Consider the following 20,305-nt stretch of genomic DNA (forward strand, 5'->3'; position numbering starts at 1 on the left):
GAAAATTACTTCTTCTTGCCCGCGATAGCCTTCGCCGGACCCTTACGGGTACGAGCGTTGGTGTGCGTGCGCTGACCGCGAACCGGAAGGCCGCGGCGGTGGCGCAGGCCACGGTAACAACCGAGGTCCATAAGACGCTTGATGTTCATCGCGGTTTCGCGACGAAGATCACCCTCGACCTGATAGTCGCGGTCGATGGTTTCGCGGATCTGAAGGATTTCAGCGTCCGTCAGCTGATGAACGCGCTTGTCGGCTGCGAGACCGACCTTGTCCATGATTTCCTGCGCGAATTTCGGACCGATCCCGTGAATATAGGTCAAAGCGATAACAACGCGCTTAGCCGTCGGGATGTTGACGCCAGCGATACGTGCCACGTCTATTCTCCTTGCGTTCCAGTTGCCATCCGGCAAGTGGTGCTTCCATTTGAGCGGCACGATGCTGCCGCCAGTTCAAATTCCTGTTCGTCACAAGTCAAAACGACCGAACCCGGATCTTCCTTCCCTAAAGGAAAATCCGCGCCAGTCGCTTGGGTTGTCGCGAGTTGGCGCGGTGTTTAACGGAATCGGTTCAAAAAAGCAACCGGCCCCGCCAAGATTCTTTAGATCCGTGCAGCAGAAGCTGCCGGGCTGTTATCCTTTTCCAAGGCGCCAGCGATTGCGGCGGTCACCGCATCCACATCGGCCATGCCGTCCAGCACGACGAGTTCGCCCTGCTCGCGGTAATACTCGGAAAGAGGCGCAGTCTTCTCGCGATATTCGGAGAGGCGCTTGCGGAATGCTTCCGGATTGTCGTCCGAGCGAACGGTGCCGCCAGCCGCAACCGTCTCGGCAACGCGGTTTTCGATTCGGCGCACCAACGCCTCCTCGTCGACCTTGAGCTCGATGACCGCATCCAACTGAATATTCTTCTGCTGCAGGTTCTCGCTCAGAGCCTTGGCCTGCGGCACGGTGCGCGGGTAGCCATCGAGAATGAATCCATTAGCACAGTCAGCCTGCTCGATCCGCTCGGACACGATCTGGTTGACGATATCGTCCGACACGAGACCACCGGCATCCATCACCGCCTTGGCGCGCTTGCCGATGTCCGTTCCAGCAGTGACAGCCGCACGCAGCATATCGCCGGTGGAAAGCTGCGGAATGCCGTACTTGTCCGTCAGACGCTTGGCCTGTGTTCCCTTGCCTGCACCTGGCGGTCCCAAAAATATCAGTCTCATCGTCCCCTCTTTCCTCCACGCAGTTTCGATTTCTTGATCAGCCCCTCATATTGCTGAGCAATCAGGTGGCCCTGGATTTGCGCAACAGTATCCAGAGTTACACTGACTACGATCAAAAGCGAAGTACCACCAAGGGCTAACGGTATGCCTGTACGGGCAATAAGTGTCTCAGGAAGGATACAAACGAAGACAAGATAAATGGCGCCGACGACCGTGATGCGTGTCAGCACGTAGTCAATGTACTCTGCCGTGCGCTCACCCGGGCGAATGCCGGGGATGAAACCGCCATGCTTCTTCAAGTTATCTGCCGTGTCCTTCGGATTGAACACGATCGCCGTGTAGAAGAAGGCAAAGAACGCAATCAGCAGGCCGTAGAACAGCATGAAGAGCGGTTGGCCGTGCTGGAGAGACGCAATAATCGTCGTCGCCCAGGACGGAAGGTTCGTGCTGTTGGTAAAGCCCGCAGCAGTCGCTGGCAGGAGCAGCAGCGAAGACGCGAAGATCGCAGGGATAACACCGGCAGTGTTCAGCTTCAGCGGCAGGTGCGACGTATCGCCCTGGAACATGCGGTTACCAACCTGACGCTTCGGATACTGGATCAGCAGACGGCGTTGGGCGCGTTCGACGAAGACGATCAGCGCGATCACCAGGATTGCGACGACAACAACGGTGAGAATCAGGGTCGTGGACAGCGCACCGGTACGGCCAAGTTCCAGAGTACCGGCCAGAGCCTTCGGCAGACCTGCAGCGATACCCGCGAAGATGATCAGCGAAATACCGTTACCGATACCGCGCGAGGTGATCTGTTCACCGAGCCACATCAGGAACATCGTGCCGCCAAGCAGCGTCAGCACGGTAGAGACACGGAAGAACAAACCCGGATCGACAACGAGGCCAGCACCGCTTTCGAGACCAACGGCAATGCCATACGCTTGGAGCGTACCGAGCAGGACCGTGCCGTAGCGGGTATACTGGTTGATGATCTTGCGGCCTGCTTCGCCTTCCTTCTTCAACGCTTCCAGCGACGGCACGACCGAGGTCATCAGCTGCACGATGATCGAAGCGGAGATGTAAGGCATGATGCCGAGCGCGAAGATCGCCATGCGCTCGACGGCGCCGCCCGCAAACATGTTGAAGAGACCGAGAATGCCGTTCGCCTGACCGCGAAATGCCTGGGCATAGGCTTCCGGGTTCAGACCGGGAAGCGGAATATGCGTGCCGAGGCGATAGACGAGAAGTGCGGCAAGGGTAAACCAGAGGCGCTTTTTCAGATCTTCAGCCTTGGCGAAGGTCGAAAAATTCAGGTTTGAGGCCAGTTGTTCCGCTGCTGAAGCCATAAAATTCTCCGCATGACCCTGTCCAGCAGCACGGTGAACGGCGTCTCCGGCAGGGTCCATAAAGATACTGGTTCAAAAACCGGGCTTCGGACGGAAAGCGACTGTTACGCCGCAATCATGCCTCACCCTTGTTTTCGTATGTCCTATCCCCTCCCCTAAGGGAGTTCAAGGACTGTGAGGCTCTCACTTGCGCTGCATGCTGCGGCATTTTGAGCGCGAGACATGGCAAGTCGCAATGAGTCGCTGCGCATTTCCGTCAAATCGATTAGATTTTCAAAGACTTACGTAGCGTAAAGAGAAACGCCCGGGGCGAAACACCCCGGGCGTTCAGACATCATATATTACTCGGAAGCTTCCGGTGCAACAACGAGAAGCTTGATGGAGCCACCAGCCTTCTCGATTTTTTCAAGCGCAGGCTTGGAAGCGCCGGCAACTTCGAAAGCGACCTTTGCCGTCAGCTCGCCATCGGCCAGAATGCGCACGCCGTCCTTCGGACGACGGATCACGCCAGCAGCCTTGAGAGCAGCGGCATCGACCGTTGCCTTGGCGTCGAGCTTGCCAGCATCGATCGCAGCCTGAACGCGGCCGAGCGAAACGGTCACGTATTCGGAAGCGAAAATGTTGTTGAAGCCGCGCTTCGGCAGACGACGGTAGATTGGCATCTGACCGCCTTCGAAGCCGTTGATGGCAACGCCCGAACGAGCCTTCTGACCCTTGACGCCGCGACCACCGGTCTTGCCCTTGCCGGAGCCGATACCGCGACCTACGCGGATACGGTCCTTGGTGGCGCCTTCGTTGTCTCTGATTTCATTGAGTTTCATGATAGGTTCCTCCGTCTCACTTCTCGTCAACGACGCGAACGAGATGCTGGACCGCACGGATCATGCCACGAACAGAAGGCGTATCTTCCAGCGTGCGCTGACGGTGCATCTTGTTAAGACCCAGGCCGATCAGCGTCTGACGCTGGATCTCCGGGCGGCGATTTGGGCTGCCGATCTGTTCAACCGTAACAGTCTTCTTGGCTTCAGTTGTATTCTTGGCCATGATCCAGATCCTTACTCTTCAGAAGCGACGCCGGATGCGACGCGACGTGCCTGAAGGGTTGCATACTTCAGACCGCGCTGAGCAGCGATGTCCTTCGGATGAACCTGATGCTTCAGAGCGTCGAACGTTGCGCGAACCATGTTGTACGGGTTCGAAGAGCCCGTGGACTTGGCAACAACGTCGTGAACGCCGAGCGTTTCGAAAACAGCGCGCATCGGACCACCAGCGATGATACCGGTACCAGCCTTGGCGGAGCGAAGCAGAACCTTGCCTGCGCCGTGGCGACCGTTGACGTCGTGGTGCAGCGTGCGGCCATCGCGCAGCGGAACGAAGATCAGATCGCGCTTGGCAGCTTCAGTTGCCTTGCGGATTGCTTCTGGAACTTCACGAGCCTTGCCGTGACCAAAGCCAACGCGGCCCTTCTGGTCGCCAACGACGACGAGAGCGGCGAAGCCGAAACGACGGCCACCCTTAACAACCTTTGCAACGCGGTTGATCGCGACCAGCTTGTCGACGAATTCGCTATCGCGTTCTTCGCGGTTCTGGCGATCGTCGCGAGAACCTCTTTTTTCCTGTGCCATTGTCCTTTTCCTTTTTCTTTTCCGGTATCGAACGGCAAACGAAAGTAGGCCCTCCGGCTCCATTGCTGAAGTCCGGTTGGCCCGGTGAAAATCCACCCGGTGCGCCATGCGCCCGGGTGGATAAAGTCTTAGAAGTTCAGACCGCCTTCGCGGGCAGCATCTGCCAGGGCCTTGACGCGGCCGTGATAGATGAATGCGCCACGGTCGAATACGACATCCTTGACGCCAGCCTTGCCGGCGCGCTCGGCAACCAGCTTGCCAACGACGGCAGCAGCCGCAACGTCAGCGCCGGTCTTCAGCGACGAGCGCAGATCGGCTTCGAGCGTGGAGGCAGACGCGAGCGTCTTGCCTGCAACATCATCGATGATCTGAGCGTAGATGTTCTTCGACGAGCGATGAACCGACAGGCGCGGGCGACCGTTAGCAACCGCCTTGAGCTGGCGGCGTACACGGTTCGCACGACGTGCAAGTGCTTCTTTCCTGCTAGCCATTTCGCGAGTTCCTTACTTCTTCTTGCCTTCTTTGCGGACGATCCGTTCTTCAGCGTACTTGACGCCTTTGCCCTTGTAGGGCTCGGGACCACGGTATTCGCGGATTTCCGCGGCAACCTGACCGACCTGCTGCTTGTTGATGCCGGAAACGATGATTTCCGTCGGCTTCGGCACGGCGATGGTGATGCCCTGCGGCGGCTCGTAAACGACGTCATGCGAGAAACCGAGAGCCAGCTGCAGGTTCTTGCCCTGCATGGCGGCACGGTAACCGACGCCGTTGATTTCGAGCTTGCGCTCGTAGCCATCCTTAACACCCTTGAAGATGTTCTCGATCATCGTGCGGGACATGCCCCACTTGGAACGAGCTTCCTTGGTGTTGTTGGACGGCTGTACCGAAACGCCGTTGTCTTCCAGCTTGAGCTGGATATCGTCATTTGCGACGAAGAACAGTTCGCCCTTCGGACCCTTGGCAGTAATCTTCTGGCCTTCAACGTTGGCCGTCACACCTGCGGGAACCTGAACGGGCTTTTTACCGATACGAGACATATTTCTATCCTGTCTGTCCGTTACGGAGATCCTTGCTCGGCCTTAGAAGACCGAGCAGAGAACCTCGCCACCAACGTTCTGTTCGCGAGCCTGGTGATCGGCCATCACGCCCTTCGGTGTCGAAAGGATGGTGATGCCGAGGCCGTTCGCGACCTGCGGAATGGACTTGACCGAGACATAAACTCGGCGGCCCGGCTTGGATACGCGGCCGATCTCACGGATCACCGACGCACCTTCGTAGTACTTCAGCTCGATGTTGAACTCGGACTTGCCGTTTTCAAACTCGACCTTGGAATAACCGCGGATGTAGCCTTCAGCCTGCAGCACATCGAGAACGCGTGCGCGGAGGCTGGAAGCTGGCGTGCTAACCGAAGACTTGCGACGGGAAGCACCATTGCGGATGCGGGTGAGCATATCACCCAAAGGATCAGTCATGGTCATGTGCCCGTCTCCTTACCAGCTCGACTTGACAATGCCCGGCACCTTGCCGGAATTGCCCAGCTCACGAAGCGCGATACGCGACATCTTGAGCTTGCGATAGAACGCGCGCGGACGGCCCGTTACTTCGCAGCGGTTGCGGATACGCGTCTTCGAGCCGTCACGCGGCAGCGAAGCGAGCTTCAGAGTTGCCTGGAACCGCTCTTCGATCGGAAGGGACTGGTTCATGACGATGGCCTTGAGGGCGGCACGCTTGCCGGCCTGGGAGGCAACTGTCTTGCGGCGGCGCTTGTTCTTTTCAACTGCGCTTGTTTTCGCCATATCGGAGTTCCTTTTCTACGCTCGTCGTTACGGTTACTGACGGAACGGGAAGTTGAACTCTGTCAGAAGAGCCCGTGCTTCGTCGTCGGTCGGAGCCGTCGTGCAAACGATGATGTCCATGCCCCACATCTGATCAACCTTGTCGTAGTTGATTTCTGGGAACACAATGTGCTCCTTGATGCCCATGGCGAAGTTGCCACGGCCGTCAAAGCTCTTCGGGTTCAGGCCCCGGAAGTCGCGAACGCGCGGAAGCGCGATGTTGACCAGACGATCAAGGAATTCGTACATGCGTGCGCCGCGAAGAGTAACCTTCGCACCGATAGGCATGCCTTCGCGAACCTTGAAGCCAGCAATCGAGTTGCGGGCGCGGGTTACGACCGGCTTCTGACCTGCAATCGCAGCCAGATCGCCTGCAGCAACCGTGGGCTTCTTGGAGTCGGCAGTCGCCTCACCCACACCCATGTTGATCACGATCTTATCCAGCTTCGGGATCATCATGACGTTAGCGTAGGAGAACTTCTCCTGCATGGCGCCGCGGATACGGTTGACGTATTCCGTCTTGAGACGCGGTTCGTACTTGGTCTCAGCCATCGATGACTTCTCCCGAACGCTTGGCCACACGGACCTTCTTGCCTTCTACAACCTTGAAGCCAACGCGGGTCGGCTTGCCATCCTTATCGGCGATGGCAATGTTGGAGATGTGCAAGGATGCTTCCTTGTTGATAATGCCGGCTTCCTGGCTCTGGGTCTGGCGCTGGTGACGCTTCACCATATTGACGCCACGCACAACAGCACGGTCTTCCTTCGGCATTACCTGGATTACTTCGCCGGTACGGCCCTTGTCCTTACCGGTCAATACGACAACCTTGTCGCCTTTACGAATCTTCTGCATCGCTCGTGCTCCTTACAGTACTTCTGGAGCCAGCGAGATGATCTTCATGTGGTTCTTGCCGCGAAGCTCGCGAGGAACCGGTCCGAAGATACGGGTGCCGATCGGCTCTTTCTTGTTGTCGATAAGAACAGCTGCGTTGTTATCGAAACGGATGACGCTGCCGTCGGCGCGGCGGATGTCCTTGGCGGTACGCACAACAACCGCCTTCATCACGTCGCCCTTCTTGACGCGGCCGCGCGGAATAGCTTCCTTGATGGAAACGACGATAATGTCGCCCACGGAAGCGTACTTGCGCTTGGAGCCGCCCAGCACCTTGATGCACATGACACGACGTGCGCCGGAATTATCCGCCACGTCGAGGTTTGTTTGCATCTGAATCATGTCAGGTCGCCTTCTTGTTGTTACCGGACCGGTTGGGCGAACATCATGGATGCCGCCCCCTGTTCCAGCTTATGAAATCTCTGTTTTTGCGCGGAAGAAACTTGCCAGGGTGGTTTCCCAAAGGGACCTTCCGTGCGCATCAAAGCAAAAGACGCTCGGGTTACGAGCGTCCTTGCGCTGCTTCATACAGATTTTCGCGCCAAGTGCAATAGACCTGGCGCGATTCCGTTGAAATTAAGCGTGAGCGGCAACCACCGTCCAGCGCTTATCCTTGGAGATCGGTGCGCATTCCTCAATGGAAACCACATCGCCGACCTTGTATTGATTGTTTTCGTCGTGCGCCTTGTACTTCTTCGAACGGCGAACGGTCTTCTGCAGCAGCGGGTGAGCGAATCGGCGCTCAACGCGAACTACGACAGTCTTCTCGTTCTTGTCGGATACAACGACGCCCTGGAGAATGCGTTTAGGCATAGTATTCTTCCTTAGGCCTTGGCTTCTGCGGCCTTTTGGGCAGCAATGGTTTTGATCCGGGCGATGTCCTTACGGACTTCGTTGATGCGCGAGGACTTTTCCAGCTGGCCGGTGGCCTTCTGGAAACGCAGGTTGAACTGTTCCTTCTTCAGGTCAGCCAACTTGTCCTTGAGCTGGTCGGCGCTGAGGCCGCGAATATCTTCGGCTTTCATGTGCCTTGCTCCTTACTCTGCGATGCGCTGTACGAAGCGCGTCTTGACCGAGAGCTTGGCAGCGCCGAGACGAAGCGCCTCGCGGGCGATCTCCTCGGAAACACCGTCGATCTCGAACATCATACGACCGGGCTTGACCTTGCATGCCCAGTAATCAACCGAACCCTTGCCCTTACCCATACGAACTTCGGTCGGCTTAGCCGTAACCGGAGTATCGGGGAATACACGGATCCAAACGCGACCTGCGCGCTTCATGTAACGCGTGATCGCGCGGCGGGCCGCTTCGATCTCGCGTGCATTCACGCGGTTCGGTTCCTGCGACTTCAAGCCGAATTCACCGAATGCCAGGTCAAAGCCGCCCTTGGCGACGCCCTTGATGCGTCCCTTGAACTGCTTGCGGTACTTAGTACGCTTTGGCTGCAACATTTTCTTACTTCTCCGAGCTTATCTTTCGCCAGCGTCAATCAAGCGTTTTCGCGACGACGATCGTTGCGATCGCCACGCTCACGGCTTGCAGGACCCTGAGCATCGCCTTCGAGCGCACGACGCTCGGACGCCATAGGATCGTGCTCAAGGATTTCGCCCTTGAAGATCCAGACCTTGATGCCGCAGATGCCGAATGCGGTTTCGGCTTCAGCCGTACCGTAGTCAATGTCTGCACGCAGCGTGTGAAGCGGAACGCGGCCTTCGCGGTACCATTCGGTACGAGCGATTTCCGCCCCGCCGAGACGGCCTGCGCAGGTGATCTTGATGCCTTCTGCGCCAAGGCGCAGAGCGGACTGTACGGCGCGCTTCATGGCGCGACGGAAAGCCACGCGGCGTTCCAGCTGCTGGGCGATCGACTGTGCAACGAGCGTTGCGTCGACTTCCGGCTTGCGCACTTCAACGATGTTGAGGTGCGTTTCGGAGCTGGTCATCTCGGAGATCTTCTTGCGAAGCTTCTCGATGTCAGCGCCCTTCTTGCCGATGATGAGGCCCGGACGAGCGGAGTGGATCGTAACGCGGCACTTCTTGTGTGGGCGCTCGATAACAACCTTTGCAATACCAGCCTGCTTCAGTTCCTTCACGAGGTAGGCACGGATAGCGAGGTCTTCATGCAGAAGATTGCCGTACTCGGCAGTGTCAGCGTACCAACGGCTGTCCCACGTACGGTTGATGCCCAGGCGGAAGCCGATTGGATTAATTTTCTGACCCATTATGCGGCCTCCCCTTTTTCCTCGACTTCACGAACAACGATCGTGAGGTGCGAGAACGGCTTTTCGATGCGCGATGCACGGCCACGGCCACGAGCGTGGAAACGCTTCATGGTGATGGACTTGCCAACATAGGCCTCGGCGACGACGAGCGTGTCGACGTCGAGGTCATGGTTGTTTTCGGCGTTTGCGATAGCCGATTCCAGCGTCTTCTTGACGGTGGAAGCGATACGCTTGCGCGAGAACTCGAGCTCGGCGAGAGCGCGATCAACCTTCTTGCCACGGATAAGAGCGGCAACCAGGTTCAGTTTCTGGGGGCTGACGCGAAGCGTACGGGCAACGGCCTGAGCCTCGTTGTCCTTCAGCCGGCGTTCGGTCTTAGCCTTCGCCATGATTACTTCCTCTTTGCCTTCTTGTCCGCGCCATGACCGTAATAGGTCCGGGTCGGAGAGAATTCACCGAACTTGTGACCGACCATGTCTTCGTTGACAGAGACGGGTACATGCTTGCTGCCGTTGTAAACACCGAAGGTCAGACCAACGAACTGCGGCAGGATCGTGGAGCGACGGCTCCAGATCTTGATTACTTCACTACGTCCGCCTGCGCGCACCTTCTCAGCCTTAGCGAGAAGATAGCCGTCAACAAACGGACCTTTCCATACTGAACGAGCCACTTGAGACTTCCTCTCTTACTTCTTGCGCTGATGGCGCGAACGCATGATGAACTTGTCAGTCGACTTGTTCGAGCGGGTACGCTTGCCCTTGGTGGGCTTGCCCCATGGCGTCACTGGATGACGACCACCGGACGTGCGACCTTCACCACCACCGTGCGGGTGGTCGACCGGGTTCATGACAACGCCGCGAACATGCGGACGCTTGCCGCGCCAACGCGAACGACCGGCCTTGCCGTCGTTGATGTTGCCGTGGTCAGCGTTGGAAACAGCACCGATCGATGCGAGGCAAGAGCCGTGCACCAGACGCTGTTCACCGGAGTTGAGACGCAGGATCGCCATGCCGGCATCGCGGCCAACGAGCTGTGCATAGGTACCGGCGGAGCGAGCGATCTGACCGCCCTTGCCCGGCTTCATCTCGACGTTATGGATGATCGAGCCGACCGGAATGAACTGCAGCGGCATGGTGTTGCCGGGCTTTACGTCCACTGCCTTGTCGGAGGCGATCACCTTGTCACCAGCAGCGAGACGCTGTGGCGCGAGAATGTAAGCCTGTTCGCCGTCCGTGTATGTCACGAGCGCGATGAATGCGGTGCGGTTAGGGTCATATTCCAGACGTTCAACCGTACCTTCAACGTCGAACTTACGACGCTTGAAGTCAACCAGACGGTAGGTCCGCTTGTGACCGCCGCCCTGGAAACGAACGGTGATCCGGCCCTGGTTGTTACGGCCACCCTTCGAGCTGAGGCCCTGTGTAAGAGCCTTTACCGGCTTGCCCTTGTAGAGCGAAGCGCGGTCCACAATAACCAGCTGACGCTGGCTAGGTGTGGTCGGATTGAAACTTTTCAATGCCATTGTATTTGTTCCCTTTTGGGTCTTTGCCCGCTTGGGCCTAACCTTTAGAGTCCGGTGGACACGTCGATGGATTGACCTTCAGCAAGTGTCACGATCGCCTTCTTGACGTCTTTCTGCTTGCCAGCGAATCCACGGAAACGGCGCGTCTTACCCTTGCGGATAAGCGTGTTCACACCCGTGACCTTGACGCCGAAGAGAGCTTCCACGGCAGCCTTGATTTCAGGCTTGGAAGCGTCCTTGGCGACGTTGAATACGACCTGGTTCTGTTCGGATACCAGCGTCGACTTTTCCGTGATCGAGGGAGACACGATCACATCGTAGTGGCGAAGATCCGTCATTTGAACCGCTCCTCCAGAGCCTCTACAGCAGCCTTGGAAAGCACGAGCTTGCCACGGCGCAGGATGTCGTAAACATTGATGCCCTGTACCGGCAGAACGTCCACATTCGGGATGTTCTGAGCTGCGAGCTTGAAGTTGCCATCAAGTTCTGCGCCGCCGATAACGAGAGCGTTGGTCAGGCCGAGCGAAGCGAAGTTGCCCAGCAGAGCCTTTGTCTTTGCGTCCGATGCAATCAGCTGATCGACAATGATCAGTTCTTCAGCCTTTGCCTTTGCAGACAGGGCGAGACGCAGGCCGAGCGCGCGAACCTTCTTTGGAAGGTCGTGAGCGTGGCTGCGAACGACTGGGCCGTGGGCCTTGCCGCCGCCGCGGAACTGCGGTGCGCGAGCCGAATGGTGACGAGCGCGGCCCGTACCCTTCTGCTTGTACATCTTTGCACCCGTGCGGGAAACTTCCGAACGGTTCTTGGTCTTGTGCGTGCCCTGCTGCTTCTTAGCAAGCTGCCAGCGCACAACGCGGGCCAGGATGTCCTGGCGTGGATCGAGGCCGAAAATTTCGTCCGACAGGGCTACCTTGCCGGCGTCTTTTCCCTCGAGGGTCGTGACGTTCAATTCCATGATGAGGCTCCCTTACTTCGCAGCCGACTTGACGGCGTCGCGGACGATGATCCAGGAACCCTTGGAACCGGGAACGGCGCCCTTCACGAGGATCAAACCGCGATCCTCATCGGTCGAAACCACTTCCAGATTCTGGGTGGTGACGCGGGTCTGGCCCATATGACCAGCCATGCGCTTACCCTTCCACACGCGGCCCGGATCCTGGTTGGAACCCGTAGAACCGTGCGCACGGTGAGAGATCGAGTTACCGTGCGAAGCGCGGCCACCACCGAAGTTGTGACGCTTCATCGCACCGGCAAAACCCTTACCGATGGTCGTTCCGGTTACGTCGACCAGCTGGCCGGCTTGAAAATGATTTGCGGTCAGTGTTGCACCGACGTCGATCAGGTTCTCGGTGGAGACCCGGAATTCGACGAGCTTTGCTTTCGGCTCGACATTAGCAGCGGCGAAATGGCCACGCAGCGCCTTTGTCGTGTTCTTGACCTTGGACTGGCCGGCACCGAGCTGAACTGCGGTATAGCCATTCTTGTCTTCCGTACGCTGGGCTACAACCTGTAGGTTATCCAGACGCAGGACCGTTACGGGAATATGCTCACCAGCGTCGTTGTAGACGCGGGTCATTCCCACTTTCTGTGCAATCACACCTGAACGCATTGGTTCAATCCTCTTGCGAGCCTTGAAGGGAAACCCCCTGCTCGGCCTTTGTTAGGGAGTTCCCTTCGACATCTCACGATGTTTCCGGTCTCCGGATTGGAAGACGTTGGATTGCTCCACGTACCTTCCTTGTTATATCGGCCCTTACTTTCGCAAGGTCAGGCCGAGGTCTTAGAGCTTGATTTCCACGTCAACGCCAGCAGCGAGGTCGAGCTTCATCAGCGCGTCAACAGTCTGCGGGGTGGGGTCAACGATATCGAGAAGACGCTTGTGCGTCCGCATTTCGAACTGCTCACGGCTCTTCTTATCCACGTGGGGAGAGCGGTTGACAGTGAATTTTTCAATGCGGGTCGGCAGCGGAACCGGGCCGCGAACGCTGGCGCCGGTGCGCTTGGCGGTCGACACGATTTCACGGGTAGAGGCATCGAGGATCCGGTGGTCAAACGCCTTGAGGCGGATACGGATATTCTGGCCGTTCATTCGTCTTGTCCTTGTTCTTCATTATTGATTTCCGCACGCGGAAATACATGAACCTAGTTAATCGTGGCGCCGCAGATTTTCAAAAATCGAGAGGAATGCGAAAGGCGCACCCCAATCATTTCAGTAGTCTGTATTGCGAAATCACCGGGAACCGCGAAGCATCGCGAATCCAGCGGTGAACGTGAGTGCGCGTTTACGCGCTTTCACCGAAATTTTCAAGCACTAAAAGTGCAGCGCCGATACGCTTTTTCATCAAACAACTGACGGCGGTGTGTTTGCACCGCCGCCAGGTAGAATTTCAGACGTCGAGATTACCCGACGATCGAGGCGACGATGCCAGCGCCGTCTGCAGATCGCGCTTACGCGCCATCTGCAATCTTAAGTGCCGTCGGCAAGCTTACGGCATCGTCGGTCATCGATTACTCGATGATCGAAGCAACGATGCCGGCGCCGACGGTACGGCCGCCTTCGCGGATCGCGAAGCGCAGCTTTTCTTCCATCGCGATCGGAACGATCAGCTCAACGGCAACAGTCACGTTGTCGCCAGGCATAACCATTTCCGTGCCTTCTGGAAGCGAAACGATACCGGTAACGTCAGTCGTACGGAAGTAGAACTGCGGACGGTAGTTCGTGAAGAACGGCGTATGACGGCCGCCTTCTTCCTTCGTCAGGATGTAGGCTTCTGCCATGAACTTCTTGTGCGGCTTGACCGAACCTGGCTTGCAAAGGATCTGACCACGCTCAACGCCTTCGCGCTGTACGCCACGAACCAGTGCACCGATGTTGTCGCCAGCCTGGCCCTGGTCGAGCAGCTTGCGGAACATTTCAACGCCGGTAACAGTCGTCTTCGACGTCGCACGGATGCCGACGATTTCGACTTCTTCACCAACCTTGACGATACCACGCTCAACGCGGCCCGTCACAACCGTACCACGGCCAGAGATCGAGAACACGTCTTCGATCGGCATCAGGAACGGCTGGTCGATCGGACGCTCAGGCGTCGGGATGTAGGCGTCAACCTGAGCCATCAGCTCGCGGATTGCGTCTTCGCCGATCTTCTTGTCGGAATCTTCAAGAGCGGCAAGTGCCGAACCCTTGACGATCGGAATATCGTCGCCCGGGAAGTCGTAGGACGACAGAAGTTCGCGAACTTCAAGCTCGACGAGCTCGAGAAGTTCTGCATCGTCAACCTGGTCAACCTTGTTGAGGAACACGACGATCGCCGGAACGCCAACCTGGCGAGCAAGCAGGATGTGCTCGCGCGTCTGCGGCATCGGGCCGTCAGCAGCAGAGCAAACCAGGATCGCGCCGTCCATCTGCGCTGCACCGGTGATCATGTTCTTCACGTAGTCGGCGTGGCCGGGGCAGTCAACGTGAGCGTAGTGACGGTTCGGCGTCTCATACTCAACGTGCGCCGTCGAAATCGTGATACCACGAGCCTTCTCTTCAGGAGCCGCGTCGATCTGGTCATACGCCTTGAACTCGCCGAAGTACTTCGTGATCGCCGCAGTCAAAGACGTCTTGCCGTGGTCAACGTGACCGATCGTGCCGATGTTGACGTGCGGCTTATTCCGCTCAAACTTGCTCTTTGCCATTAGTGGCTCTCCATCTTGTCCCTAAGCGGGAATAAACTCTAAATCTCGTTTGGGGCGTACCCCGATCACTTCTGACCGGAGTACTTTGCCTGGATGTCGGCAGCAACGTTGCTCGGAACCGGCGCATAGTGATCGAAGGTCATCGAATACTGTGCACGGCCCTGAGACATCGAACGAAGGTTGTCGACGTACTTGAACATGTTAGCCAGCGGAACGTGAGCGCTGATCACGATGGTGATGCCACGCGATTCCTGACCCTGGATCTGACCGCGACGCGAGTTCAGATCGCCGATCACGTCACCGACGTAATCTTCAGGGGTCACGACTTCGACCTTCATCATCGGCTCGAGAAGCTGTGCGCCAGCCTTCTTCGCTGCTTCACGGAAGCAGGCACGCGATGCGATTTCGAACGCCAGAACAGACGAGTCAACGTCGTGGTATGCACCATCGAGAAGCGTTGCCTTGACGCCGAGCATCGGGAAGCCAGCAAGCGGACCGGAAGACAGAACGCTTTCGATACCCTTCTGAACGCCTGGGATGTATTCCTTCGGAACAGCACCGCCAACGATCTTGGATTCGAACTTGAAGTCTTCGCCTTCTGGGTTCGGTTCGAACAGAAGCTTGACGCGCGCGAACTGACCGGTACCACCGGACTGCTTCTTGTGCGTGTAGTCTTCTTCGTGCGACTTGGTGATCGTTTCGCGGTAAGCAACCTGCGGAGCACCAACGGTGGCTTCAACCTTGAACTCGCGACGCATACGGTCGACGATGATGTCGAGGTGAAGTTCGCCCATGCCGGCGATGATCGTCTGACCGGATTCCTCGTCCGTCTTGACGCGGAACGAAGGATCTTCAGCTGCCAGGCGGTTCAGCGCGAGGCCCATCTTTTCCTGGTCGCCCTTGGTCTTCGGCTCGATCGCGATCTGGATGACCGGCTCAGGGAATTCCATACGCTCGAGAATAACAGGCTTCAGCGGATCGCAGAGCGTGTCACCCGTGGTGGTTTCCTTGAGGCCAGCAAGCGCAACGATGTCGCCAGCATAGGCTTCTTCGATGTCTTCACGCGAGTTGGAGTGCATCTGCAGCATACGGCCGACGCGCTCGCGCTTGTCCTTGACCGTGTTCATGACGGACGTACCCTTTTCGAGCTTGCCCGAGTAGATGCGTGCGAAGGTGAGCGAACCGACGAAGGGGTCGTTCATGATCTTGAACGCGAGCATGGACAGCGGCTCGGAATCATCAGCGTGACGCTCGATTTCGGCTTCCGTCTTGAAGTCGATGCCCTTGATCGCAGGGATATCCAGCGGAGAAGGCAGGTAATCGACAACAGCGTCGAGAAGCGGCTGAACGCCCTTGTTCTTGAACGCGGTACCGCAGAACATCGGGTGGAATTTCACGTCGATGGTGCCGCGACGAACGAGTTCGCGAATCTTGTCGTTGTCCGGGTAGTTGCCTTCGAGGTAAGCTTCCATCGCTTCTTCGTCGATCTCGACAACGGTCTCAATCAGCTTTTCGCGATATTCTTCAGCCTTGGCCTTCATGTCTTCTGGAATTTCGACGACGTCCCACTGGGCGCCGAGCGATTCATCACGCCAAACGAGAGCATTCATCTCGATCAGGTCGACAACGCCCTTGAATTCCGTTTCAGCGCCGATCGGCAGCTGCATGACGACAGCGGTGGCACCGAGGCGGGTCTTGATCATTTCTACCGAGCGGTAGAAGTCAGCGCCCGTCTTGTCCATCTTGTTGCAGAAGATCATACGCGGAACGTTGTACTTCTCTGCCTGACGCCAGACGGTTTCCGTCTGCGGCTCAACACCGGCGTTGGCATCGAGCAGCGCAATAGCGCCGTCGAGAACGCGCAGCGAACGCTCGACTTCGATGGTGAAGTCGACGTGGCCGGGGGTGTCGATGATGTTGAAACGGCGCATCTTGCCATCGCGACCCTTCCAGAAGGTCGTGGTAGCAGCAGAAGTGATCGTGATACCACGCTCCTGCTCCTGCTCCATCCAGTCCATCGTGGCTGCGCCATCGTGAACTTCACCGATCTTGTGCGACTTACCGGTGTAGTAAAGAATACGCTCGGTGGTGGTCGTCTTACCGGCGTCGATATGCGCCATGATACCGAAGTTACGGTAATCTTCGATTTTATATTCGCGAGCCATAATGGACTGCCTTTCGATCTTCGACCGTTGAGATTACCAGCGGTAGTGCGAGAATGCGCGGTTAGCGTCAGCCATCTTGTGCGTGTCTTCACGCTTCTTGACAGCAGATCCGCGGTTGTTCGCAGCGTCCATGAGTTCGCCGGAGAGGCGATCGACCATGGTCGTTTCGTTGCGCTTGCGCGCAGCAGCGATCAGCCAACGGATGGCGAGAGCCTGACGGCGCTCCGGACGAACGTCGACCGGAACCTGGTATGTCGCACCACCAACGCGGCGAGAACGGACTTCAACATGCGGGGCGACGTTGTCGAGAGCGGAATGGAACACGCCGAGCGGCTCCTGCTTCGTCTTGCCCTGCACGGCGTCGAACGCGCCGTAAACGATGCTTTCGGCGACAGACTTCTTGCCGTGAAGCATGATGGCATTCATGAACTTGGTGACGACCAGATCGCCGAACTTCGGGTCCGGATTGATCTCACGCTTTTCTGCACTATGGCGACGGGACATACTCTTTGTCTCTCATTTGTTATTGACGCTATACCACGCGGAGAACCTCGCGCAGCGCCGAATTGTTATTGCCGAATTACTTCGGACGCTTCGCACCGTACTTCGAACGGCGCTGCTTGCGGTTCTTGACGCCCTGGGTATCGAGAACACCGCGGATGATGTGGTAACGAACGCCCGGCAAGTCCTTGACGCGGCCGCCACGGATCATGACAACGGAGTGTTCCTGAAGGTTGTGACCTTCACCAGGAATGTAACCGATGACTTCGAAGCCGTTGGTGAGGCGGATCTTGGCAACCTTACGAAGAGCCGAGTTCGGCTTCTTTGGGGTCGTCGTGTAAACGCGGGTGCAAACGCCACGCTTCTGTGGGTTTTCCTGCAGAGCAGGAACCTTGTTGCGCTTTACCTGTGCCTGACGCGGCTTACGGATCAGCTGGTTTACGGTAGGCATATAACCATCCCTTGCAAAAACTACTTTAGCCACCTTTCGGGTGGCGGTTACACCGTTTCCGGCAACGAAGCACGCATAGCCTCATGCGCAAAACGTGGCCCGATCCGGTTTCCACGGATGGACCACCAAGAGCAGAGGACGTAAAGATTACGTCTTGCGTGCAACATTCGTGTCTCGTACGTGTTTTGGACCCCTGTTTGAAGTGATCTCCAGGACGAGTCGTCCCAGATGGCCAGACTTCACATCGGCTCCGATGGCGGGCGTACTACTGTCTTAGCCCGCTTTCGTCAAGGGTGAATCCGAATTTTGTCCCCGCGCTGCGGGCGAGAACGCCTTGCATTACGGGATATTGAAAGGCTTTTATCACAAAGCCCCTGCCCTCACCATCGTTTTTCACCTTCCGCCCTTTGGCTTTTCACAAAAGCCGTCTATTGATTCCCTTGAAGCACCATTCGGCCCAAGATCAGGGTCGCGATGGACGCACCACGTGGCAGGCGTAGACGTCAGATGGATTCACCTCTGGCACCCTCCACCAAAGACAAAAGGAATCGCGTCATGATCACCGAACCCGACAACGACAATGGACGCGACGAGGCTATGGTCTTCGTCATCATCGGCAAGGCCTATGAGCGCGAAGGCGAAGACGGCATCGACATCCACGTTATTCTCAAGGCACCGGACGACGACACCGCCGTGCGCGAAGCCTTGAATGCACTGTCGGAAGAAGGCTTTCTCGAAGCCGACCTCGACCAGATCGGCATGATCACCGAAGTGCCGGACGAAGAACCCCATGCTTCCGCCTATCAGGGCGCCCTGGAAGGCGAAGTCTCGATCATCCGCTTTGCTTGAAAATCGATGGGGGCGTGCGATAGCGCGCGCCCTCCTCTCCTCCGTCACCAGACGCTTCGCAGTATCATCTCCAGCCCGAGCAAGGCCAGCATCACCAGAAAGCAGCGCTTGAACGTCGCCGGGCTAAGTGTCTTTCTAAGACGTTGTCCCGCGACCATGCCGAGCAGTGCCGGCAAGACAGCCAGAGCCGACAACCCCGCCTCTCCCAGATGAAATGCGCCGTGCGAAACGAGCCCGATCGTCAACGCAATCGTAGATATGGTGTCCGCATGAAACTCAAAGAAGCGACAGCACCGGTTTGAAAATCAGTGCCGATTTTCTCAAAGCACAATGCTCGGGGTCTGAGAAATAGCGTATCCTTTGCACGTCCAATAGGACGCACGGGGGCTCTATCGATCCAACTGGATGACCCTATCTGGCGAAAGCGCCCTCACGAACGCGTCGTCGTGACTGACGGCCAGGATGGCTCCGTCATAGGCTGCCAGAGCCGCCTCGAGGGCAGCGATCCCTTCCAGGTCGAGATGATTGGTCGGCTCGTCGAGGATCAGCAGTTGCGGCGGTGTCACGGCGCCAAGCGTGCAGGCAAGCCCCGCCCGCAAGCGTTCGCCGCCGCTCAAACTGGCAGCCTCGCGTAACGCATCATCCGCACGAAATTTGAACCGGGCAAGAGCCGCATAAGCCTCTTCATCGAGCGCGGATGCATGGGTCTGGCGGAAATTCTCGAGCAAGGTCAGGTCGTCACGAACACACTGGACATGCTGGTCCAAAACGGCAAACGGGACCCGCATGTCCACCACGCCCTCGAAAGGTGCCATCTCGCCACAGATCATCTTCAGCAGTGTGGTCTTCCCGCTTCCATTCGGTCCTGCAAGCACAACGCGTTCCGGCCCAGTGATGGCCATGGAGAGGTCGCGGATGACGGGCTGCGATCGATCGTATCCGCCTGAGACGCCGTCGAGCCGCAAAACAATCCTGCCCGCGACCAGGCTGGTTGAGGAAATGTCCATCCGGATCGGCTGAAGCACTTCTATTCGGGACCGTGCGGAGGACAGCGCTGCCTCCGCCGCCTCACGTCGGGCGTCGCGCAAGCGCGCACCTGCTCCACCAGATGCTTCCGCCCGCCCCTTCGCTGCATCCATCAATATCTTCGGCTGATCGCCTCTACTCCGGCTCTTTGCCCCAGCACTGTCCTTGCGTGCTTTCCGCTCGGCGGCTTGCTGCGCGCGTTGCGCCGCCTCACGACCTGCCCTTTCCGCATGCGACAGGTCATGTGCCGCCGCATCCAGTTCCAACTGCTTGAGCGCACGATACGCGCTGTAACTCCCTCCATATCGGGACATGCCAAGGGTTGTCAGTTCGGCGATCGCATCCATCTCTTCCAGCAATTCACGATCATGGCTGACGACGATGGCGCCGCGCCGCCAGTGATGGACAAGCTCGACCACCATGTCCCGCCCTGCCCGGTCGAGATTATTCGTCGGCTCGTCGAGCAAAAGAAAATCCGGCTCGGCCATGGTGATCGCCGCGAGTGCAGCCCGCACGCGCTGCCCGCCCGAAAGCGTAGCAAGCGGCGTATCTGGAGCCGCGCAAAGACCGTAGTGCTCGAGCGCCGCTTCCATCTTGGCGCCAGCCGTCCAGTCCGCTTCGGCTAGTTCGTCGACACTCGCCTGCCCCGCGGCCGCACGGTCGAGCAGCGCCAGCGCCTCCCGCAAACCGAAGAGATCCGCAAGCGTCGCATCGGGCCGGGTCATCCCGTCCTGGCGCATCAGCGCAACCGCGCCAGACACAGAAACGCGACCGGCATAGGGCATCATGTCACCGGCAATCACGTGCAAGAGCGTCGTTTTGCCCACGCCGTTGCGCCCGACGAGCCCGATGCGCTCACAGGTAAAACTGAAGTCGATGTTGGCGAAAAGCGGTTTGCCGTCAGACTTGATGCAAGACAGACCGGAAAGAGAAATCGACGAAGCCATGGGACAAAACATCTCGCTGCAGAACCAAAGGGAAAGT

31 protein-coding genes are annotated in these 20,305 nt (G+C 57.8%); 1 reads left to right on the forward strand and 30 read right to left on the reverse strand.

Translation table 11 applies throughout. From position 1 onward, the window contains the following. Positions 1-5: 5 nt before the first annotated feature. The 28 genes from rpsM to rpsL all read right to left on the reverse strand — a co-directional run bounded on the left by rpsM (position 6) and on the right by rpsL (position 17,446). A complete protein-coding gene (gene rpsM, locus QE435_RS22025; RefSeq protein WP_306933224.1) occupies positions 6-374 on the reverse strand; it encodes a 30S ribosomal protein S13 in 369 nt (122 codons plus the stop codon). A 224-nt stretch (positions 375-598) separates the two neighbouring features. Continuing rightward, entirely contained in the window at positions 599-1,213 is a 615-nt protein-coding gene (locus tag QE435_RS22030; RefSeq protein ID WP_306933226.1) for an adenylate kinase, read from the reverse strand. After that, positions 1,210-2,550 (reverse strand): preprotein translocase subunit SecY, encoded by a 1,341-nt coding sequence (gene secY, locus QE435_RS22035; protein ID WP_306933228.1) that lies wholly within the window; start codon positions 2,548-2,550, stop codon positions 1,210-1,212. The genes QE435_RS22030 and secY overlap by 4 nt, the downstream gene beginning before the upstream one ends. Positions 2,551-2,891: 341 nt before the next feature. Continuing rightward, positions 2,892-3,371: a 50S ribosomal protein L15 gene (gene rplO / locus QE435_RS22040; protein WP_306933230.1), complete on the reverse strand. Its 480-nt coding sequence runs from the start codon at positions 3,369-3,371 to the stop codon at positions 2,892-2,894. Positions 3,372-3,387: 16 nt separating this feature from the next. After that, entirely contained in the window at positions 3,388-3,594 is a 207-nt protein-coding gene (gene rpmD, locus QE435_RS22045) for a 50S ribosomal protein L30 (protein ID WP_062440744.1), read from the reverse strand. An 11-nt stretch (positions 3,595-3,605) separates the two neighbouring features. Further along, entirely contained in the window at positions 3,606-4,175 is a 570-nt protein-coding gene (gene rpsE / locus QE435_RS22050) for a 30S ribosomal protein S5 (protein ID WP_027677412.1), read from the reverse strand. A 128-nt stretch (positions 4,176-4,303) separates the two neighbouring features. Beyond that, positions 4,304-4,666, reverse strand: a complete 363-nt coding sequence (gene rplR / locus QE435_RS22055; RefSeq protein ID WP_062427526.1) for a 50S ribosomal protein L18 — start codon at positions 4,664-4,666, stop codon at positions 4,304-4,306. A gap of 12 nt (positions 4,667-4,678) precedes the next feature. Next, positions 4,679-5,212, reverse strand: a complete 534-nt coding sequence (gene rplF, locus QE435_RS22060) for a 50S ribosomal protein L6 (RefSeq protein WP_062427527.1) — start codon at positions 5,210-5,212, stop codon at positions 4,679-4,681. Between the two features lie 42 nt (positions 5,213-5,254). Continuing rightward, a complete protein-coding gene (gene rpsH / locus QE435_RS22065) occupies positions 5,255-5,653 on the reverse strand; it encodes a 30S ribosomal protein S8 (RefSeq protein ID WP_309771207.1) in 399 nt (132 codons plus the stop codon). Between the two features lie 12 nt (positions 5,654-5,665). Further along, complete coding sequence (gene rpsN, locus QE435_RS22070) at positions 5,666-5,971, reverse strand: 30S ribosomal protein S14 (RefSeq protein WP_062427529.1); 306 nt, start codon at positions 5,969-5,971, stop codon at positions 5,666-5,668. A gap of 33 nt (positions 5,972-6,004) precedes the next feature. After that, complete coding sequence (rplE, locus tag QE435_RS22075; RefSeq protein ID WP_062427530.1) at positions 6,005-6,562, reverse strand: 50S ribosomal protein L5; 558 nt, start codon at positions 6,560-6,562, stop codon at positions 6,005-6,007. Further along, positions 6,555-6,863: a 50S ribosomal protein L24 gene (gene rplX, locus QE435_RS22080; protein ID WP_062427531.1), complete on the reverse strand. Its 309-nt coding sequence runs from the start codon at positions 6,861-6,863 to the stop codon at positions 6,555-6,557. Before rplX ends, rplE begins: the two co-directional genes overlap by 8 nt. 12 nt (positions 6,864-6,875) lie before the next feature. Further along, the gene (rplN, locus tag QE435_RS22085) at positions 6,876-7,244 is read right to left on the reverse strand and encodes a 50S ribosomal protein L14 (RefSeq protein WP_027677419.1); all 369 of its coding nucleotides are present in this window, start codon (positions 7,242-7,244) and stop codon (positions 6,876-6,878) included. A gap of 234 nt (positions 7,245-7,478) precedes the next feature. Beyond that, on the reverse strand, positions 7,479-7,715 hold the full coding sequence (gene rpsQ, locus QE435_RS22090; protein WP_027677420.1) for a 30S ribosomal protein S17: 237 nt from the start codon (positions 7,713-7,715) through the stop codon (positions 7,479-7,481). 11 nt (positions 7,716-7,726) lie between these two features. Then, complete coding sequence (gene rpmC / locus QE435_RS22095; RefSeq protein ID WP_027677421.1) at positions 7,727-7,927, reverse strand: 50S ribosomal protein L29; 201 nt, start codon at positions 7,925-7,927, stop codon at positions 7,727-7,729. A gap of 12 nt (positions 7,928-7,939) precedes the next feature. Further along, positions 7,940-8,353, reverse strand: coding sequence for a 50S ribosomal protein L16 (gene rplP / locus QE435_RS22100; protein WP_027677422.1), 414 nt, complete (start codon positions 8,351-8,353; stop codon positions 7,940-7,942). 38 nt (positions 8,354-8,391) lie between these two features. Further along, entirely contained in the window at positions 8,392-9,123 is a 732-nt protein-coding gene (gene rpsC / locus QE435_RS22105; RefSeq protein WP_296038473.1) for a 30S ribosomal protein S3, read from the reverse strand. Further along, a complete protein-coding gene (gene rplV, locus QE435_RS22110) occupies positions 9,123-9,512 on the reverse strand; it encodes a 50S ribosomal protein L22 (RefSeq protein WP_306933243.1) in 390 nt (129 codons plus the stop codon). Before rplV ends, rpsC begins: the two co-directional genes overlap by 1 nt. 2 nt (positions 9,513-9,514) lie before the next feature. Then, positions 9,515-9,793, reverse strand: a complete 279-nt coding sequence (gene rpsS / locus QE435_RS22115; protein ID WP_027677425.1) for a 30S ribosomal protein S19 — start codon at positions 9,791-9,793, stop codon at positions 9,515-9,517. A gap of 15 nt (positions 9,794-9,808) precedes the next feature. Beyond that, positions 9,809-10,645, reverse strand: a complete 837-nt coding sequence (rplB, locus tag QE435_RS22120; RefSeq protein ID WP_062427534.1) for a 50S ribosomal protein L2 — start codon at positions 10,643-10,645, stop codon at positions 9,809-9,811. 44 nt (positions 10,646-10,689) lie between these two features. Next, positions 10,690-10,983 carry a 50S ribosomal protein L23 gene (locus QE435_RS22125; protein ID WP_027677427.1) on the reverse strand — a complete coding sequence of 98 codons (294 nt, stop codon included), beginning with the start codon at positions 10,981-10,983 and terminating at the stop codon, positions 10,690-10,692. Next, on the reverse strand, positions 10,980-11,600 hold the full coding sequence (gene rplD, locus QE435_RS22130; RefSeq protein WP_296038476.1) for a 50S ribosomal protein L4: 621 nt from the start codon (positions 11,598-11,600) through the stop codon (positions 10,980-10,982). The genes QE435_RS22125 and rplD overlap by 4 nt, the downstream gene beginning before the upstream one ends. A gap of 12 nt (positions 11,601-11,612) precedes the next feature. Continuing rightward, the gene (rplC, locus tag QE435_RS22135; protein ID WP_306933247.1) at positions 11,613-12,254 is read right to left on the reverse strand and encodes a 50S ribosomal protein L3; all 642 of its coding nucleotides are present in this window, start codon (positions 12,252-12,254) and stop codon (positions 11,613-11,615) included. Between the two features lie 171 nt (positions 12,255-12,425). Next, complete coding sequence (gene rpsJ, locus QE435_RS22140) at positions 12,426-12,734, reverse strand: 30S ribosomal protein S10 (protein WP_003507767.1); 309 nt, start codon at positions 12,732-12,734, stop codon at positions 12,426-12,428. A 419-nt stretch (positions 12,735-13,153) separates the two neighbouring features. Next, positions 13,154-14,329 carry an elongation factor Tu gene (tuf, locus tag QE435_RS22145; RefSeq protein ID WP_349042663.1) on the reverse strand — a complete coding sequence of 392 codons (1,176 nt, stop codon included), beginning with the start codon at positions 14,327-14,329 and terminating at the stop codon, positions 13,154-13,156. 65 nt (positions 14,330-14,394) lie between these two features. Next, positions 14,395-16,494 (reverse strand): elongation factor G, encoded by a 2,100-nt coding sequence (fusA, locus tag QE435_RS22150; RefSeq protein WP_306933251.1) that lies wholly within the window; start codon positions 16,492-16,494, stop codon positions 14,395-14,397. 33 nt (positions 16,495-16,527) lie between these two features. Continuing rightward, positions 16,528-16,998: a 30S ribosomal protein S7 gene (rpsG, locus tag QE435_RS22155; protein WP_062425165.1), complete on the reverse strand. Its 471-nt coding sequence runs from the start codon at positions 16,996-16,998 to the stop codon at positions 16,528-16,530. Positions 16,999-17,074: 76 nt separating this feature from the next. Then, positions 17,075-17,446, reverse strand: coding sequence for a 30S ribosomal protein S12 (gene rpsL, locus QE435_RS22160; RefSeq protein WP_003507760.1), 372 nt, complete (start codon positions 17,444-17,446; stop codon positions 17,075-17,077). 555 nt (positions 17,447-18,001) lie between these two features. On the opposite strand from rpsL, the gene QE435_RS22165 reads away from it, so the two are divergent. Continuing rightward, a complete protein-coding gene (locus tag QE435_RS22165) occupies positions 18,002-18,295 on the forward strand; it encodes a transcriptional regulator (RefSeq protein ID WP_349042664.1) in 294 nt (97 codons plus the stop codon). A 44-nt stretch (positions 18,296-18,339) separates the two neighbouring features. Here QE435_RS22165 and QE435_RS22170 read toward each other — a convergent pair whose 3' ends face one another. After that, positions 18,340-18,555, reverse strand: a complete 216-nt coding sequence (locus QE435_RS22170) for a TSUP family transporter (RefSeq protein WP_349042934.1) — start codon at positions 18,553-18,555, stop codon at positions 18,340-18,342. A gap of 129 nt (positions 18,556-18,684) precedes the next feature. Further along, positions 18,685-20,268 carry an ABC-F family ATP-binding cassette domain-containing protein gene (locus QE435_RS22175; RefSeq protein ID WP_349042665.1) on the reverse strand — a complete coding sequence of 528 codons (1,584 nt, stop codon included), beginning with the start codon at positions 20,266-20,268 and terminating at the stop codon, positions 18,685-18,687. Positions 20,269-20,305 lie beyond the last annotated feature (37 nt).

The sequence above is a fragment of the Agrobacterium sp. SORGH_AS 787 genome (assembly GCF_030819035.1).
GTDB classification, from domain to species: Bacteria; Pseudomonadota; Alphaproteobacteria; order Rhizobiales; family Rhizobiaceae; genus Agrobacterium; species Agrobacterium larrymoorei_B.